13 protein-coding genes are annotated in these 15296 nt (G+C 71.3%); 6 read left to right on the plus strand and 7 right to left on the minus strand.

Annotation, left to right across the window (positions count from 1 at the left end; all coding sequences use genetic code 11):
• Positions 1-5: 5 nt before the first annotated feature.
• From ACPU2J_RS11870 to ACPU2J_RS11880, 3 genes are all read right to left on the minus strand, one after another.
• Positions 6-1148, minus strand: coding sequence for a PP2C family protein-serine/threonine phosphatase (locus tag ACPU2J_RS11870; protein WP_361592095.1), 1143 nt, complete (start codon positions 1146-1148; stop codon positions 6-8).
• A 225-nt stretch (positions 1149-1373) separates the two neighbouring features.
• On the minus strand, positions 1374-2183 hold the full coding sequence (locus ACPU2J_RS11875; protein WP_420080800.1) for an Fpg/Nei family DNA glycosylase: 810 nt from the start codon (positions 2181-2183) through the stop codon (positions 1374-1376).
• A 104-nt stretch (positions 2184-2287) separates the two neighbouring features.
• Positions 2288-2773 (minus strand): ribose-5-phosphate isomerase, encoded by a 486-nt coding sequence (locus ACPU2J_RS11880; RefSeq protein ID WP_030036244.1) that lies wholly within the window; start codon positions 2771-2773, stop codon positions 2288-2290.
• Positions 2774-2993: 220 nt separating this feature from the next.
• Here ACPU2J_RS11880 and ACPU2J_RS11885 point away from each other — a divergent pair, with 220 nt between their 5' ends.
• Positions 2994-4427 (plus strand): amino acid permease, encoded by a 1434-nt coding sequence (locus ACPU2J_RS11885; protein ID WP_365492901.1) that lies wholly within the window; start codon positions 2994-2996, stop codon positions 4425-4427.
• A gap of 75 nt (positions 4428-4502) precedes the next feature.
• Here the strand turns inward: ACPU2J_RS11885 and ACPU2J_RS11890 are convergent, their stop codons facing one another.
• Entirely contained in the window at positions 4503-5087 is a 585-nt protein-coding gene (locus tag ACPU2J_RS11890; RefSeq protein WP_399823520.1) for a biotin transporter BioY, read from the minus strand.
• Between the two features lie 286 nt (positions 5088-5373).
• On the opposite strand from ACPU2J_RS11890, the gene ACPU2J_RS11895 reads away from it, so the two are divergent.
• The 3 genes from ACPU2J_RS11895 to ACPU2J_RS11905 all read left to right on the plus strand — a co-directional run bounded on the left by ACPU2J_RS11895 (position 5374) and on the right by ACPU2J_RS11905 (position 9240).
• The gene (locus ACPU2J_RS11895) at positions 5374-6771 is read left to right on the plus strand and encodes an amino acid permease (RefSeq protein WP_423833215.1); all 1398 of its coding nucleotides are present in this window, start codon (positions 5374-5376) and stop codon (positions 6769-6771) included.
• 249 nt (positions 6772-7020) lie between these two features.
• Positions 7021-8424, plus strand: a complete 1404-nt coding sequence (locus tag ACPU2J_RS11900; protein WP_423833216.1) for an amino acid permease — start codon at positions 7021-7023, stop codon at positions 8422-8424.
• A gap of 159 nt (positions 8425-8583) precedes the next feature.
• Positions 8584-9240 (plus strand): superoxide dismutase, encoded by a 657-nt coding sequence (locus ACPU2J_RS11905; RefSeq protein ID WP_030016698.1) that lies wholly within the window; start codon positions 8584-8586, stop codon positions 9238-9240.
• A gap of 148 nt (positions 9241-9388) precedes the next feature.
• Here the strand turns inward: ACPU2J_RS11905 and ACPU2J_RS11910 are convergent, their stop codons facing one another.
• Positions 9389-10039: a DsbA family protein gene (locus ACPU2J_RS11910; protein ID WP_361592105.1), complete on the minus strand. Its 651-nt coding sequence runs from the start codon at positions 10037-10039 to the stop codon at positions 9389-9391.
• Positions 10040-10171: 132 nt separating this feature from the next.
• On the opposite strand from ACPU2J_RS11910, the gene pepN reads away from it, so the two are divergent.
• Both pepN and ACPU2J_RS11920 read left to right on the plus strand, forming a co-directional pair.
• Positions 10172-12727: an aminopeptidase N gene (gene pepN, locus ACPU2J_RS11915; protein ID WP_423833217.1), complete on the plus strand. Its 2556-nt coding sequence runs from the start codon at positions 10172-10174 to the stop codon at positions 12725-12727.
• A 203-nt stretch (positions 12728-12930) separates the two neighbouring features.
• Positions 12931-13896 (plus strand): hypothetical protein, encoded by a 966-nt coding sequence (locus tag ACPU2J_RS11920; RefSeq protein WP_423833218.1) that lies wholly within the window; start codon positions 12931-12933, stop codon positions 13894-13896.
• On the opposite strand, the gene ACPU2J_RS11925 is transcribed toward ACPU2J_RS11920, so the two are convergent.
• Positions 13872-14759, minus strand: a complete 888-nt coding sequence (locus ACPU2J_RS11925; RefSeq protein WP_420080795.1) for a pyridoxamine 5'-phosphate oxidase family protein — start codon at positions 14757-14759, stop codon at positions 13872-13874. The two genes, ACPU2J_RS11920 and ACPU2J_RS11925, sit on opposite strands and share 25 nt — an antisense overlap.
• Positions 14760-14822: 63 nt before the next feature.
• Positions 14823-15281 (minus strand): VOC family protein, encoded by a 459-nt coding sequence (locus tag ACPU2J_RS11930; RefSeq protein ID WP_420080794.1) that lies wholly within the window; start codon positions 15279-15281, stop codon positions 14823-14825.
• Positions 15282-15296: the final 15 nt, after the last annotated feature.

The following is a 15296-nucleotide window of genomic DNA, read 5'->3' on the forward strand; positions in this document are numbered from 1 at the left end:
CCGGGTCACGGGGAGCGGCGGATCAGGAGGAGGGCGCGGTCGTCGTTGACGTCCTTGGCGACCTTCTCGATCAGGTGCCAGGCGGCGCCCTCCCAGCCCGCGGCCACGTACCGGTCGGCCTCTCCGGTGAGCCGGTCGATGCCCTCGCCGATCTCGCGGTCGGACGTCTCGACCAGCCCGTCGGTGAACAGCATGAGGACATCGCCGCGGCGGAGGTTGCCGCGGGTGGGGGTGAACTCGGCGCCGTCGTAGACGCCGAGCAGCGGGCCCTCGCCGGACTTCTCCTGCCAGCGGCCCGTGCCCGCGGACAGCTGGAGGGCGGGGAGGTGGCCGGCGGAGAGCAGTTCGTAGTCGCCGCTCTCCAGGTCCAGGACGAGGTGGATGGAGGTCGCGAAGCCCTCGTCCCAGTCCTGGCGGAGCAGGTAGCCGTTGGCTGCGGGCAGGAAGCCGTGCGGCGGGAGCGCGCCGAGCAGCCCGCCGAAGGCGCCGGACAGCAGCAGGGCCCGGGAGCCGGCCTCCATCCCCTTGCCGGAGACGTCGGTCAGGACGATCTCCAGGGTCCGGCCGCCGTTGGTGCGGGCGGCGACGACGAAGTCCCCGGAGAAGGACTGGCCGCCGGCCGGGCGCAGGGCCATCTCGCGGTGCCAGCCTCGGGGCAGGGCGGGCAGCTTGCTCTGCACCCGGATGCGTTCGCGCAGGTCGAAGAGCATGGTGCCGCCGCGCCGCCAGGGGACGCCGACGCGGCTGCGGAACTGGGCGATGACCAGTCCGAAGAATCCGCAGGCGGCGACGACGAGGACGGTGCCGGGGGTGACGCGCGCCGGGCCCTGGGTGTAGGGGCCCAGGACGAGGGCCTCGACGATCAGTGCGGCCGCGGAGGCGGCGTACAGGGCGAGGAGGCTGGCGGGGCGCAGCAGCAGGCCCCCGGCGACGATCGGCAGGACGAGGGCGGCGGGCGAGAACCAGACGGGGAGCATCAGGGTGCCGCACGCTATGGCGGGGACGGTGAGCAGGAGTCCGGCGAAGGCGAGCCAGTCGGAGGCGTCGCCTCGGAAGTAGTCGACGGCGGATTTGCGCAGGGCGGTACGGGCCCGGTGCGACAGCATGCGCATCCGGGCCATGAGGGTCTCCACGCGTGCTCCGGCCATTGCTTCGGGACCCTATCCACCCAGGCTGTGAATGCGCAGGGGTACCCCCGGACCGGATGCTTCAGGGTGCCCGAAAACCCACCTATCGTTCCGGAATGCCCTGATGGGGATGGCCGTATGGCTCTTGAGATGCGCGCATTGCAGGGCGATGCGTGGGATGTCCGGTACGGCCGCCCGCCCGCCGGCCGGTACGGCCACCCGGAACCGGCGGCCCGCCGGAGTCCCCTAGCGCTGCTGGCAGGTCGGGCACCAGAAGAGGTTGCGGGCGGCGAGGTCGGCGGTGCGGATCTCGCTCCCGCAGATGTGGCAGGGCATGTTCGCCCTCCTGTAGACGTACACCTCGCCGCCGTGGTCGTCCACCCGCGGCGGGCGGCCCATGGCCTCGGGGAGGTGCTCGTCGCGGACGGTGTCGATGCGGTTGTTGCGCACGCCCTGGCGCATCAGGGCGGCCAGGTCCTCCCACAGGGCGTCCCACTCGGCGCGGGTGAGGTCCCTGCCCAGGCGGTAGGGGTCGATGCCGTGCCGGAAGAGGACCTCGGCGCGGTAGACGTTGCCGACGCCCGCGACGACCTTCTGGTCCATGAGCAGGGCGGCGACGGTGGTGCGGGAGCGGGAGATGCGGGCCCAGGCGCGGTCGGGGTCGTCGTCGCGGCGCAGCGGGTCCGGGCCGAGGCGGGCGCCTATCGCGTCCTTCTCCTCGTCGGTGATCCACGCGCAGGTGGTCGGGCCGCGCAGGTCGGAGAAGTGGTCGTCGTTGGCCAGGCGCAGCCGGACGGTGTCGGTGGCCGGCGGGGCGGGGGCGGGGCCGAGCGCGTACTTGCCGAAGAGTCCGAGGTGGATGTGGATCCACCCGTTCTCCTCGAACCCGAGGAAGAGGTGCTTGCCGTGGGCGTCGACCGCGTCCATGATCCGGCCGTCGAGGAGGGCGGCGCTCTCGGCGAACCGCCCCTGCGGGCTGCCGACGGCGACCGGCCGCCCGGCGAACCGTTCCAGGTGGTCCTCGGCGAGGCGGTGGATCGTATGCCCCTCGGGCACTGCGCGCTCCTCGGAGAAGGGGAGAAGAAGGGGAGAGGAAGAGGACGGCGGGGAAGACGACGGCCGTGCCACCCGCCCCCCGGGTGGCACGGCCGGAAGCGGGATCAGCCCTGCGGGTGGTGGGCCGGGATCGGGGGGAGCTCGCCGGTCTGCTCGTAGGCGGAGAGCATGTCGATGCGGCGGGTGTGGCGCTCCTCGCCGGAGTACGGGGTGGCGAGGAAGGCCTCGATGAAGCTGACGGCCTCGTCCTGCGTGTGCATGCGGCCGCCGACGGAGATCACGTTGGCGTTGTTGTGCTCACGGCCGAGCTGGGCGGTCTGGACGCTCCAGGCCAGGATGGCGCGGACGCCCTTGACCTTGTTCGCGGCGATCTGCTCTCCGTTGCCGGAGCCGCCGATCACGATGCCGAGGCTGCCCTCGTCGGCGGCCGTCTTCTCCGCGGCGCGGAGGCAGAAGGGCGGGTAGTCGTCCACGGCGTCGTAGATGTGGGGGCCACAGTCGACGGGCTCGTGGCCGTTGTTCTTGAGCCAGTCCACGAGGTGGTTCTTGAGCTCAAAGCCGGCATGGTCGGATCCGAGGTACACGCGCATGGTCCGAGTGTGGCACGAGCGGCCCCGCGGACCCGCAGTGGGTGTCGCGTAAGTCACTTCTAAAGCTCAAGTAAACCCAAAGGACGCAGATGGGACACGGGAAGGACCTCCGTCCTGGACGTTCACCCGAAGGCAACGATCCGGATTGAGGTCTTCCGTCCTGCGTTCATCTCAGGTTTGAATGCCGGGGCTCGCAACCCGAGAACCTAAGGATCCGTCCATGAGCTCCACGACGACCCTCCAGAAGGAAGGCAACCCCACCGGAAACCCCGGCGACGGTCTGCCTTCCGACGGTCTGAAGGCCGGTCTCAAGAACCGCCACCTGTCCATGATCGCCATTGGCGGCGTCATCGGCGCCGGTCTCTTCGTCGGCTCCGGTGGCGGCATCGCCAAGGCCGGTCCCGCCATCCTGATCTCCTACGCCCTCGTCGGCGCCATGGTGGTCTTCGTGATGCGGATGCTCGGCGAGATGGCCGCGGCCAGCCCGAACTCGGGCTCCTTCTCCGCGTACGCCGACCGCGCGCTCGGCCGCTGGGCCGGCTTCTCCATCGGCTGGCTGTACTGGTTCTTCTGGGTCGTCGTGCTCGCCGTGGAGGCCACCGCCGGTGCCGCCATCCTGGAGAACTGGATCCCGGCCGTCCCGCAGTGGGCCTGGGCCCTGATCGTGATGGCGGTCCTGACCGCCACGAACCTCGGCTCGGTCGCCTCCTACGGTGAGTTCGAGTTCTGGTTCGCGGGCATCAAGGTCGTCGCCATCGGCGCCTTCGTGGTCATCGGCATGCTCGCCGTCTTCGGCGTCCTGCCCGGCTCCGACAACCCGGGTGCGGGCTTCGCCCACCTGACCGACGCCGGCGGCTTCTTCCCGAACGGCTACGGAGCGGTCCTCACCGGTGTCCTGATGGTCGTCTTCTCCTTCATGGGCAGCGAGATCGTCACCCTCGCCGCCGGCGAGTCGGAGAACCCGCGCAAGGCCGTCACCCAGGCCACCAACTCCGTCATCTGGCGCATCGGTGTCTTCTACCTCGGTTCGATCTTCGTGGTGCTGACCCTGCTCCCGTGGAACGACAAGTCGATCACCGAGAAGGGCTCGTACGTCGCCGCCCTGGACTCGATCGGCATCGCGAACGCCGGCACGATCATGGAGGTCATCGTCCTGACCGCCGTGCTGTCCTGCCTGAACTCCGGCCTCTACACCGCCTCCCGCATGGCCTTCTCGCTCGGTGAGCGCGGCGACGCCCCCAAGGCGTTCGCCAAGGTCAACGCCAAGGGCGTGCCGGTCGCCGCGATCCTCGGCTCCACGGTCTTCGGCTTCGTCGCCGTCTACTTCAACTACGCGTTCAAGGACACGGTCTTCAACTTCCTCCTGAACTCCTCCGGCGCCATCGCCCTCTTCGTCTGGCTGGTGATCTGCTTCACCCAGCTGAAGATGCGCGGCATCCTGGTCCGCGAGGCCCCGGAGAAGCTCACCGTGAAGATGTGGCTCTTCCCCTGGCTCACCTGGGCCACGGCCGCCCTGATCATGTTCGTGATCGGCTACATGTTCGTGGACGACGCCAACCGCGAGGTCGTCACCCTCTCCACCCTGGTCGCCGGGCTCGTCGTGCTCGTCGGCGTGGTGCTGGACTTCCGCCGCAAGCGGGCCCTGAAGGCCTGACCCACGTGTGCGAACGCCGGAGCCCGGCCCGCCCCCGAGGGGCTGGGCCGGGCTCCGGCGCGTTGCGGGACGGACTCAGCCGCGGCTGCCGAGCAGCTTCCACGCGGTCGGCAGGACGCCCATGGCCAGCGCGGCCTTGAGCGCGTCGCCGATCAGGAAGGGCGTCAGACCCGCCGCGACGGCGGCGCTCAGGGACATCCCGGTGGCGCCCATGAGGTACGGCACGCCCACCGCGTAGATCAGCGCGGAGCCGAGCACCATCGCGCCGGCCGTGCGCAGCACCGAACGGTCGGCGCCGCGCCGCGCGAGGGCACCGACGACGGTCGCGGCCAGCAGCATTCCGAGGACGTAGCCGAAGGAGGCGCCGCCCGCGCCGGAGCTGCCGCCCGCGAACCACGGCACGCCCGCCGCGCCGACGAGGGCGTACAGCGCCAGCGCCAGGAAGCCCCGGCGGGCGCCGAAGGCGGTGCCGACGAGCAGCGCGGCGAAGGTCTGGCCGGTCACCGGCACCGGGGAGCCCGGGACGGGGACCGAGATCTGCGCGGCCAGGCCGGTGAGCGCGGCGCCGCCGACGACGAGGGCGATGTCGCGGACGCGGCTCGCGGGCAGCAGGTCGGCGAGGACGGCGCCGGGCCGGAAGGAGACGGAGGCAGTGCTCATCGGGAGGCTCCACGGGTCGGGGGGTGGCAGGAACGATCACCGACGCTAGTGCGCGGCGGCCCGTGGCCCCACCGCTGCCAGGGACAAAGCCCCGCTCACCGCCTTGGTGGGGATTTCACAAAGCCTGCACGCACCGCACGAGTCGACGTGATCCTCATCACGAGGCACATCAGACATCACGTCCGTTTTGCACGGACGACCACCGCTCAGTGAGACTGTTGGATCCCGCCAATCCTGATGCGGAGACCCCACCGCCCTGGGCCGAACGAGAGTACGAGCACCCTCCATGCGTGAGCGTCCGGAAGAAGCACCTCCCACCACGGGCGAACTGCCCGCGGAACCCCTCAGCCACAGCCTCAAGCAGCGCCACCTGACCATGCTGGGCCTCGGCGGCGTGATCGGCGCCGGCCTCTTCGTCGGCTCCGGCGCCGGCATCGGCATCGCCGGTCCCGCGATCATCTGCTCCTACCTGCTGGCCGGCGTCCTCGCGATGCTGGTGATGCGCGCGCTCGGCGAGATGTCGGCCGCGATGCCCGCCTCCGGCTCCTTCTCCGTGTACGCGGAGAAGGCGCTCGGGCGCTGGGCCGGCTTCTCGGCGGGCTGGCTGTACTGGTTCCTGCTGGTCGTGGTGCTGGCCGTGGAGGCCACCGGTGCGGCGAAGATCGCCAACGGCTGGGTGCCCGCGGTGGACCAGTGGATCTGGGTGCTGCTGTTCATGGTGGTCTTCACGGTGAGCAACCTGGCCGCGGTGAAGAACTTCGGCGAGTTCGAGTTCTGGTTCGCCGCGCTGAAGGTCGGCGCGATCGTCCTCTTCCTGATCCTCGGCACCCTCGCGATCTTCGGGGTGCTCCCCGACACCGATCCGGTGGGCCTGGCCAACCTCACCGGCCAGGGCGGCTTCTTCCCGGCCGGCATCGGCGGGGTGGTCGCGGGCATGCTCGCCGTCATCTTCGCCTTCGGCGGCCTGGAGGTCGTCACGATCGCCGCCGCCGAGTCCGACGACCCGGCCCGGTCCGTCTCCCGCGCGGTGCGCAGCGCCGTCTGGCGCATCCTCTTCTTCTACGTGGGCTCGATGCTGGTCATCGTCACCCTGCTGCCGTGGGACTCCCTGGAGCCGGGGCAGAGCCCGTACGTGGCGGTCCTGGACTCCATCGGCATCCCCGGGGCAGGCCAGATCATGAACATCGTGGTGTTCGTGGCGCTGCTGTCGGCGCTGAACGCGAACCTCTACGGCTCCTCCCGCATGATCTTCTCGCTGGCGGAGCGCGAGGAGGCGCCCAAGGCGCTGCTCAAGGTCTCGGGCGGCGGGGTGCCGCGGCGGGCGGTGTTCGCCTCGGTGGCCTTCGGGTTCGTCTCGGTGGTGCTGAACCTGCTGTGGCCGGACACGATCTTCCTCTACATGCTGAACGCGGTCGGCGCGGTGCTGCTGTTCGTGTGGGCGCTGATCGCGGTGTCCGAGCTGAAGCTGCGGCGCCGGCTGGAGCGGGAGATGCCCGAGCGGCTGGTCCTGCCGATGTGGCTGTTCCCGTACGCGACCTGGGCGGCGCTGGCCGGGATGGCGGCGGTGCTGGTCCTGATGCTGTTCGACGACGCGGCGCGGCCGCAGCTGCTGTGGTCGACGGGGGCGGCCCTGCTGGTCCTGGCCGTGGCGGGGATCCGCGAACTGCGGGCCCGCCGGGCCTGACGCCCGCCGCTCCCCCATGCCCGTCCGCCGACGGGAGAGGACCCCGTGCTGCGGCACGGGGTCCTCTCCCTTTTCCGGCCGGCTTCCTTCCGGCCGGCGCATGCGGGGCCCACGGACGGGCAGCCGTGCGGGTGTGATCACGATCCGTGAAAGCGGTGTCCGGATATCGGACACGAAACGTCCGGTGATCGGACGCTCGGCACACTGGGGCCCTCGCCCCACCCCCGCACACCGGACAGGCGCACACCCATGAGTCACAGCAGCACCCTCGCACCGCCCGAGCCGCCCCGGGCGGACACCGGATCCCCGCTCGGCAACGGCCTGAAGCAGCGTCACCTCTCGATGATCGCCCTCGGCGGCGTCATCGGCGCCGGGCTCTTCGTCGGATCCGGCGCCGGCATCGCCGCCGCGGGCCCCTCGATCGTGCTCGCCTACGCCGCCTCCGGCCTGCTCGTCATGTTCGTGATGCGGATGCTCGGCGAGATGTCCGCGGCCAACCCCGCCTCCGGCTCCTTCTCGGTCCACGCCGAACGGGCGATCGGCCCGTGGGCGGGCTTCACCGCCGGCTGGATGTTCTGGACCCTGCTGTGCGTGGGCGTGGCCATCGAGGCCATCGGCGCGGCGCACATCATGACGGGCTGGTTCCCCGGCACCCCGTCGTGGATGTGGGTGCTCGTCTTCATGGCGCTGTTCTGCGGCTCCAACCTGGCCGCCGTGTCGAACTTCGGCGAGTTCGAGTTCTGGTTCTCGGCCCTGAAGATCGGCGCCATCGCCCTCTTCCTCGGCCTCGGCGTGCTGGCGGTCCTCGGTCTGCTGCCCGGCACCTCCGCGCCCGGCACCGCCAACCTCCTGCACGACGGCGGCTTCCTGCCCAACGGCGTCGACGGCCTGCTGGTCGGCCTGCTGGCCTCGGTGGTCGCCTACGGCGGACTGGAGACGGTCACCATCGCCGCCGCGGAGTCGGAGGACCCGGTCAAGGGGGTCGCCAAGGCCGTGCGCACCACCATGTGGCGGATCGCGATCGTCTACGTCGGCTCCATGCTGGTCATCGTCACCCTGCTGCCGTGGAACGACCCGGCCGTCACCGAGACCGGCCCGTACGCCGCCACGCTGGACCACCTGGGCATCCCCGCGGCGGGCCAGACCATGAACGTGGTCATCCTGATCGCCCTGCTCTCCGCGATGAACGCCAACATCTACGGCTCCTCCCGCATGGCCTACTCGCTCGTCTCCCGCGGGCAGGGCCCCAAGGCGCTGGGCAAGGTCACCGGCCGGGTGCCGCGCCGGGCGGTGCTCGCCTCCTCCGGCTTCGGCTTCGTCACCGTGCTGCTGTCGTACTGGTACCCGGACACCCTCTTCGCCTGGCTGCTGAACATGGTCGGCGGGGTCATCCTCGTCGTCTGGGGGTTCATCGCCGTCTCGCAGTTCGTGCTGCGCCGCCGGCTGGAGCGCGAGGCGCCCGGGAAGCTGGTCGTGCGGATGTGGGGCTTCCCGTACCTGACCTGGGTGGCGCTGGCCGGGGTGGCCGCGGTCCTGGTGCTGATGGCGCTCGGCGAGGACACCCGGGTCCAGGTGGTCTTCACGGGCGGCCTGACCGTCGCCCTCGCGGTGACCGGATACGTCCTGCAGCGCCGGGCGGCCGCCGCCCGCTGACAGCCCCGCGCCGCAGGTGGGCCCCGTGCGTTCGCACGGGGCCCACCTGCGTTTTACAGAGGTAACCCTTACGTGTGAGGCGGAATAGATACTGCTAGCGTGCAGTTGCGCATTAATTGCAATTAGCGATTGGCACGCTGAGGGGACCGGATAACACGCATGGCCATCTACACGCTTCCTGAGCTTCCGTACGACTACGCGGCGCTGGAGCCGGTGATCAACCCGCAGATCATCGAACTGCACCACGACAAGCACCACGCGGCCTACGTCACGGGCGCCAACAACACGCTGGAGCAGCTGGCCGAGGCGCGCGACAAGGAGAACTGGGGCGCGCTCAACGGCCTGGAGAAGAACCTCGCGTTCCACCTCTCGGGCCACATCCTGCACAGCATCTACTGGCACAACATGGCCAGCCCGAAGACCGGCGAGGGCGGCGGCGAGCCCACCGCGGCCGACGGCCTGGGCGACCTGGCCGACGCGATCACCGAGTCCTTCGGCTCCTTCGCGAAGTTCAAGAAGCAGCTGACCTTCGCGTCCTCCGCCACCCAGGGCTCCGGCTGGGGCGTGCTCGCGTACGAGCCCGTCAGCGGCCGCCTCGTCGTCGAGCAGGTCTACGACCACCAGGGCAACGTCGGTGTCGCCAGCACGCCGATCCTGGTCTTCGACGCCTGGGAGCACGCCTTCTACCTTCAGTACAAGAACCAGAAGGTGGACTTCATCGAGGCGATGTGGAACGTCGTCAACTGGCAGGACGTCTCCAAGCGCTACGCCGACGCCAAGGCCAACACCCCGCTGCTGATCCCCGCCAAGGGCTGATCGCACCGCCAGCCCGTCCGCCTCGTGATCGTCTTCTCAACCTTCACCGGCGGGCGTGTCCAGCAGAAGACCCCCGTGAGGACGTGACTCACGGGGGTCTTCTGTGTTCCGGGGGTGCGGCCCGTGCGGGCCGCACGGGATCCGCGGCCTACTCGAAGGACGGGCCCTTGGTGCGGGTCCGCTTGATCTCGTAGAAGCCGGGGGTGGAGGCGACGAGCAGGGTGCCGTCCCACAGCCGGGCCGCCGCCTCGCCGCGCGGGGTCGGGGTGACGACCGGGCCGAAGAAGGCGACGTCGCCCTCGCCGTCGGCGCCCGGGACGGAGATCACCGGGGTGCCGACCTCCTGGCCCACCCGGTCGATGCCGTTGTTGTGGGAGGCGCGCAGCACCTCGTCGTACTCGTCGGAGTCGGCGTACGCGATCAGCTCCGCCGGCAGGCCCACCTCGGCCAGCGCCTCGGCTATGACCTCGCGGGTCGGGCCCTTGTCCTCGTTGTGGATGCGGGTGCCGAGCGCGGTGTAGAGCTTGCCCGTGACCTCGTCGCCGTGCTTCTGCTGCGCCGCCGTCACCACGCGCACCGGGGCCCAGCCCTTGGGGCCGAGCAGGTCGCGGTAGACCTCGGGCAGCTCGTCGAGCTTGTTCTCGTTGAGGACGGCGAGGCTCATCACGTGCCAGCGCACCTCGACGTCACGGACCTTCTCGACCTCCAGCATCCAGCGGGACGTCATCCAGGCCCACGGGCAGAGCGGGTCGAACCAGAAGTCGACCGGGGTCTTCTCGCCCACCTGGGTCTCTGTCATGTCTCTCCTCGTGCGGGTCGCGGAACGGCATCACTGGCGCATGTCCTCCGTGGCCAACCAGGACACCAGCGCCCGCATTCCCCTCGTGCGAGGATTCGGCACAAGAACGCGATCACGCACGAAGGAGTGCAGGTGCCCGGAGAGAATCTGTCCCGCGAGGAGGCCCGCGAGCGGGCCGAGCTGCTGTCGGTCGACGGGTACGAGGTCGTCCTCGACCTCCGGTCCGCGGTGGACGAGGCCGAACCCGCCGAGGGTCCGCGCACCTTCCGGTCGGTGACGACGGTCCGCTTCCGGGCCGCCGTCCCGGGCAGCTCCAGCTTCGCCGACCTGATCGCCCCCTCGGTGAACTCCGTCACCCTGAACGGGCGGGACCTCGACGTGGCCGCCGTCTTCGACGGGTCCCGGATCGCCCTGGAGGACCTGGCCTCGGAGAACGTCCTGGTGGTGGACGCGAACTGCGCCTACAGCCGGACCGGCGAGGGCATGCACCGCTTCGTCGACCCGGAGGACGGCGAGGTCTACCTCTACACCCAGTACGAGCCGGCCGACGCCCGGCGGGTGTACGCGAACTTCGAGCAGCCGGACCTGAAGGCGCCCTACCGCTTCGAGGTGACCGCTCCCGAGGGCTGGCAGGTGTGGAGCAACGGCGTGGAGGAGTCCCGCGAGGGGCAGACCCGCCGCTTCGCGCAGACGGCGCCGATCTCCACGTACATCACCTGCGTGGTGGCCGGGCCCTACCACTACGTGACGGACACCTACACCCGCGGGGACCTGACGATCCCGCTCGGCGCCATGTGCCGCAAGGGCCTCGCCAAGCACTTCGACGCGGACGACGTCTTCCTCGTCACCAAGCAGGGCTTCGACCTCTTCCACGAGATCTTCGACTACCCCTACCCCTTCGGGAAGTACGACCAGGCCTTCGTGCCCGAGTACAACCTGGGCGCCATGGAGAACCCGGGCATGGTGACCTTCCGCGAGGAGTACATCTTCCGCGGCAAGGTCACGCAGGCCTCCTACGAGCGCCGCGCCAACGTGATCCTGCACGAGATGGCGCACATGTGGTTCGGCGACCTCGTCACCATGAAGTGGTGGGACGACCTGTGGCTGAAGGAGTCCTTCGCCGACTTCATGGGCTCCTTCGGGCTCGTCGAGGCCACCCGCTTCGACCGGGCCTGGGTGTCCTTCGCCAACAGCCGCAAGGCGTGGGCCTACCGCGCCGACCAACTGCCGTCCACGCACCCGATCACGGCCGACATCCGTGACCTGGAGGACGCGAAGCTCAACTTCGACGGCATCACCTACGCCAAGGGCGCCGCGGTCCTCAAGCAGCTGGTCGCCTACGTCGGCCGGGAGGCGTTCCTGGAGGGCGCGCGGCGCTACTTCAAGGCGAACGCGTACGGGAACACCACCCTCGACGACCTGCTGTCGGTGCTCGGCGAGGTGTCCGGGCGGGACATGACCGAGTGGTCGCGGGCCTGGCTGCAGACGGCGGGCGTGAACGCGCTGACCCCGCTGGTGACATACGACGCCGAGGGCCGGATCACCGAGCTCGCGGTCGCGCAGGAGGGCGAGGAGCTGCGCCCGCACCGCATCGGCGTGGGCCTGTACCGGCTGGAGGACGGCGCTCTGGTCCGCTACGCGCGGGCCGAGGCGGACGTCGCGGGCGCCCGCTCGGTGATCGGTGAGCTGGCCGGCCAGGACCGCCCCGACCTGGTGCTGGTGAACGACGAGGACCTCACCTACTGCAAGATCCGCTTCGACGAGGGCTCGCTGGCCACGCTGCGCGCGCACCTCGGCGACCTGGCGGACCCCCTCGCCCGGGCCCTGAGCTGGTCGGCGCTGTGGAACCTGACGCGGGACGGCCTGATGCCCGCGCGCGACTTCGTCTCGCTGGTGCTGGCGCACGCGGGCCGGGTGACGGACGTCGGCGTCCTGCAGCAGCTGCACGCGCAGGCCCTGACCTCCGTCACCCACTACGCGACGCCGGAATGGCGCGAGCAGGGCGGCCGGGAGCTGGCGGCGGGCGCGCTGCACGAACTGCGCCTGGCCGAGCCGGGTTCGGAGCACCAGCTGACCTGGGCGCGGTTCTTCGCGGCGAGCGCGTCGACCGAGGGCGACTTCCAGCTGCTGCTGGGTCTGCTGGAGGGTTCGGCGCGGATCGACGGGCTGGACGTGGACCAGGAACTGCGCTGGGACTTCCTGCTGCCGCTGGCCGCACACGGGGCGGTGGACGAGCCGGCGCTCGCCGCCGAACTGGCGCGGGACGACACCGCGTCGGGCAAGCGGCACCAGGTGCGGTGCCTGGCCGCGCGTCCCTCCCAGGCGGTCAAGGACCAGGCGTGGGCCGCGGTGGTCGAGTCCGACGCGCTGTCCAACGCGCTGGTCGAGGCGACGATCTCGGGCATGCAGCAGCCCTCGCAGCGGAGTTTGCTGGCCGCTCACTCGGGACGCTACTTCGAGGTCATCGAGCAGGTGTGGGCGGACCGTTCGATCCAGATCGCGATGGACGTGGTGAAGGGCCTGTACCCGTCGCTGCAGGGTGACTCCGCGACGCTGGACGCCACCGACGCGTGGCTGGCCGGGCACCCGGACGCCGCTCCGGCGCTGCGCCGCCTGGTGCTGGAGTCCCGCGACGACCTGGCCCGGGCCCTGCGCGCGCAGGCCTGCGACGCGGCGGCGGGCAGCTGACCCGAGGACCGGCCGGCGGGTGCCGCCGCGCGGGGTGATCCCGCGCGGCGGCGTCCCGTAGGGGTCACCTCGTGCGGGTCACTGCGTACGGGGGCACCTCATCGGCAGTCGAACGCCCGTACTTTAGCCCCGTCTTGTCCGCATTTGTCGACAAGCGTGTAACAGGGGTTAGCAAGGCCATGGCCTGAGGGAATCACGGAGTCATGAACCACAACGCTCCCCTCCCCCTCGCCCACCTCACCGGCAGCCGCCCCCGCGTGCTCACCCTCGCGCAGCTGCGCGAGCACGGGGTGAGCGCCTCCGAGGCCGCCGTGCGGCCCTGGAAGCAGATCCTGCCGGGGGTGTTCCTGCTCCACTCCGGCCCGGCGACCAGCGAGGAGCGGCTGCACGCGGCCCTGCTGTACGCGAACCGGCGCGGCGGCGAGGCCATGATCACGGGACTGGCGGCCCTGGCGCTGTACCGGTTCGCCTCGGCGCCGGCGCTGCTCGCCCTGCCGCAGATCGACGTGCTGGTCCCGGGCACCCGGCGGCTGCGCTCCGCGGGGGACGTGCGGATCGTGCGCACGCACACCCCGCCCCGGTCCCAGGAGGTGACCGGGCTGCCGGTGGCCCCGGTCGCGCGGGCCGTCGCCGACGCCGTCGCGCAGCTGTCCGACGCGGCCACCGTACGCCGGCTGCTGAGCGAGGCCGTCCGCAGCGGGCACTGCGAACCGGCCGCCGTGGTGCGGGAGCTGACGGTGGCCCGACTCCTGAACCGGCCGCACGTGGTCGACGCCGTCGAATCCCTTCTGGCCGAGGGCCGCGCCCTCGCGGAGGACCGGCTCTACCACCTGGTGCGCGGCCTCGAACTCCCCGATCCCGTCTGGAACGTGGACCTGCGCCTGCCGGGAGGCCCGCACCTGGGCGGGGTCGACGCGTACTGGCCCGAGCACTCCGTGGCCGTGGAGATCGACACCCGTGCGCCCCGCCAGGGCGAGGCCGAGGACGAGGAGTGGTCGGCGTGCGTGCGCAAGCGGGAGACCCTGGAACGGCTGGGGGTGACCGTCGTCCACATCACCCCGCGCAAACTCCGCGACTGGCCCGAGCAGCAGGCCACCGTCATCCGGACCGCCCTGGCGGCCTCCCCCGACCGCGAACCCGCCTCCTACCTGGTCGTGCTCCCCAGGTGAGGCGAGTACTCCGGGGTGCTCCACAGCAGCCGTCCCGGATGCACGGCCTCCACCACCGACTCCACCCGGAAACGGGTCCGCCGGCTGCCGTCGTCCCCGAACTCCGTCCGGGCCCGGCCGCTGAGCTGGAGAACGGCCCCGCTCTCCCAGTCCGGGAAGAGGAGCCCGGCCCGCGGGTCGACCTCCAGGTTGCCCAGGGTGAGGAACATGGCGTTCCCCGCGTAGTCCGGCCAGGCCAGCTCGTGCGGCGACAGCACCTCGACGAATCCCGGCAGGCCGCCCCGGTGGCCGGCGTCGACGCCGTCCGCCCGCGCCGTGGTCCCGACGAAGAAGGTGTCGGCGGAGCGGACCGCCCGCACCTGGTCCGGGTCGAGCGCCTCCCCGCGCCGCACGATGCCGGCGCCCTGCGCGGCCACCTCCAGGGGCTGCCGCTTCTGCAGGTACTTGGGGCAGTTGGAGAAGACCTGCTCGGCCGTGACCGCGAAGCCCCGCGGGGTCACCGCGAGGGTCCCGTTCAGCCGCATCCTGCGCCGGGTGCGCGGATCGAGCGCGATGGTCCCGACCCGGGTCCCGTCCGTGGCCAGCGCCCCCGTGAGCGGATCGCCCGCGGGCAGCCCCCCGGCGACGGCGATGCGGTCCGGCCCGGTGGCCCGTACGAAGCCGGGCGCCCCGGTGAGCAGGGAGGCCCACATCCGCCCCGCGTCGTCGGCCGCGGCCACGACCAGGTGGGGCTGGAGCTCCAGGAAGGCCGCGGCGACCTCCCGGATGCCCGTGCCGATCGAACGGCCGACGTGCTCGGCCGGCCCCCGCACCCCGAGCCTTTCCTGCACGGCCAGTGAACCGCGGTGGTAGGTCCCGCCCATCGTGTACACCCCTTCCGTCGTGTGCGTCGCGTCGGTGCCGGTCGCCGGCGGCCGTGGCCGGTTCTAGAAGAAGCCGCAGGTCGGCGCCGATTCCACCGGCACGGGCGCGTCCTGTGCGCCGAGCGGGACGGAGATCTCCAGGCGGGTCCCGTCGGGGTCGTGGAAGAAGATCCCGCCGGAGGCCGCGCCCTCGCCGTGCGCGACGACGCCCTCGTAGGCGAACGCCACGCCGAGGCCGCGCAGCCGCTCCTCGTACTCCCTCACCTCCTCGATCGCCCCGGCGGAGAACGCCAGGTGGTGCAGGCCCGCCACGTCCGGGGCGTACGGGCCGCCGGCCTGCTGCCAGAGGGTGAGGACGAGCTCCCCGTCCCGGCCGAGGAAGGCGTGGCGGCGTCCTTCCTCCGCGCCTTCGCCCAGCACCCGGAAGTCGAGCGCGTCGCGGTAGAAGGCGAGCGAGCGGTCCAGGTCGGTGACGTTCAGGCCCACGTGGCCGGTGCGAAGCGTTCTGATGGCGGTCGTCATGGCGGGTCCTCCCCA

The sequence above is a fragment of the Streptomyces manipurensis genome (assembly GCF_049570255.1).
Lineage (GTDB): Bacteria > Actinomycetota > Actinomycetes > Streptomycetales > Streptomycetaceae > Streptomyces > Streptomyces manipurensis.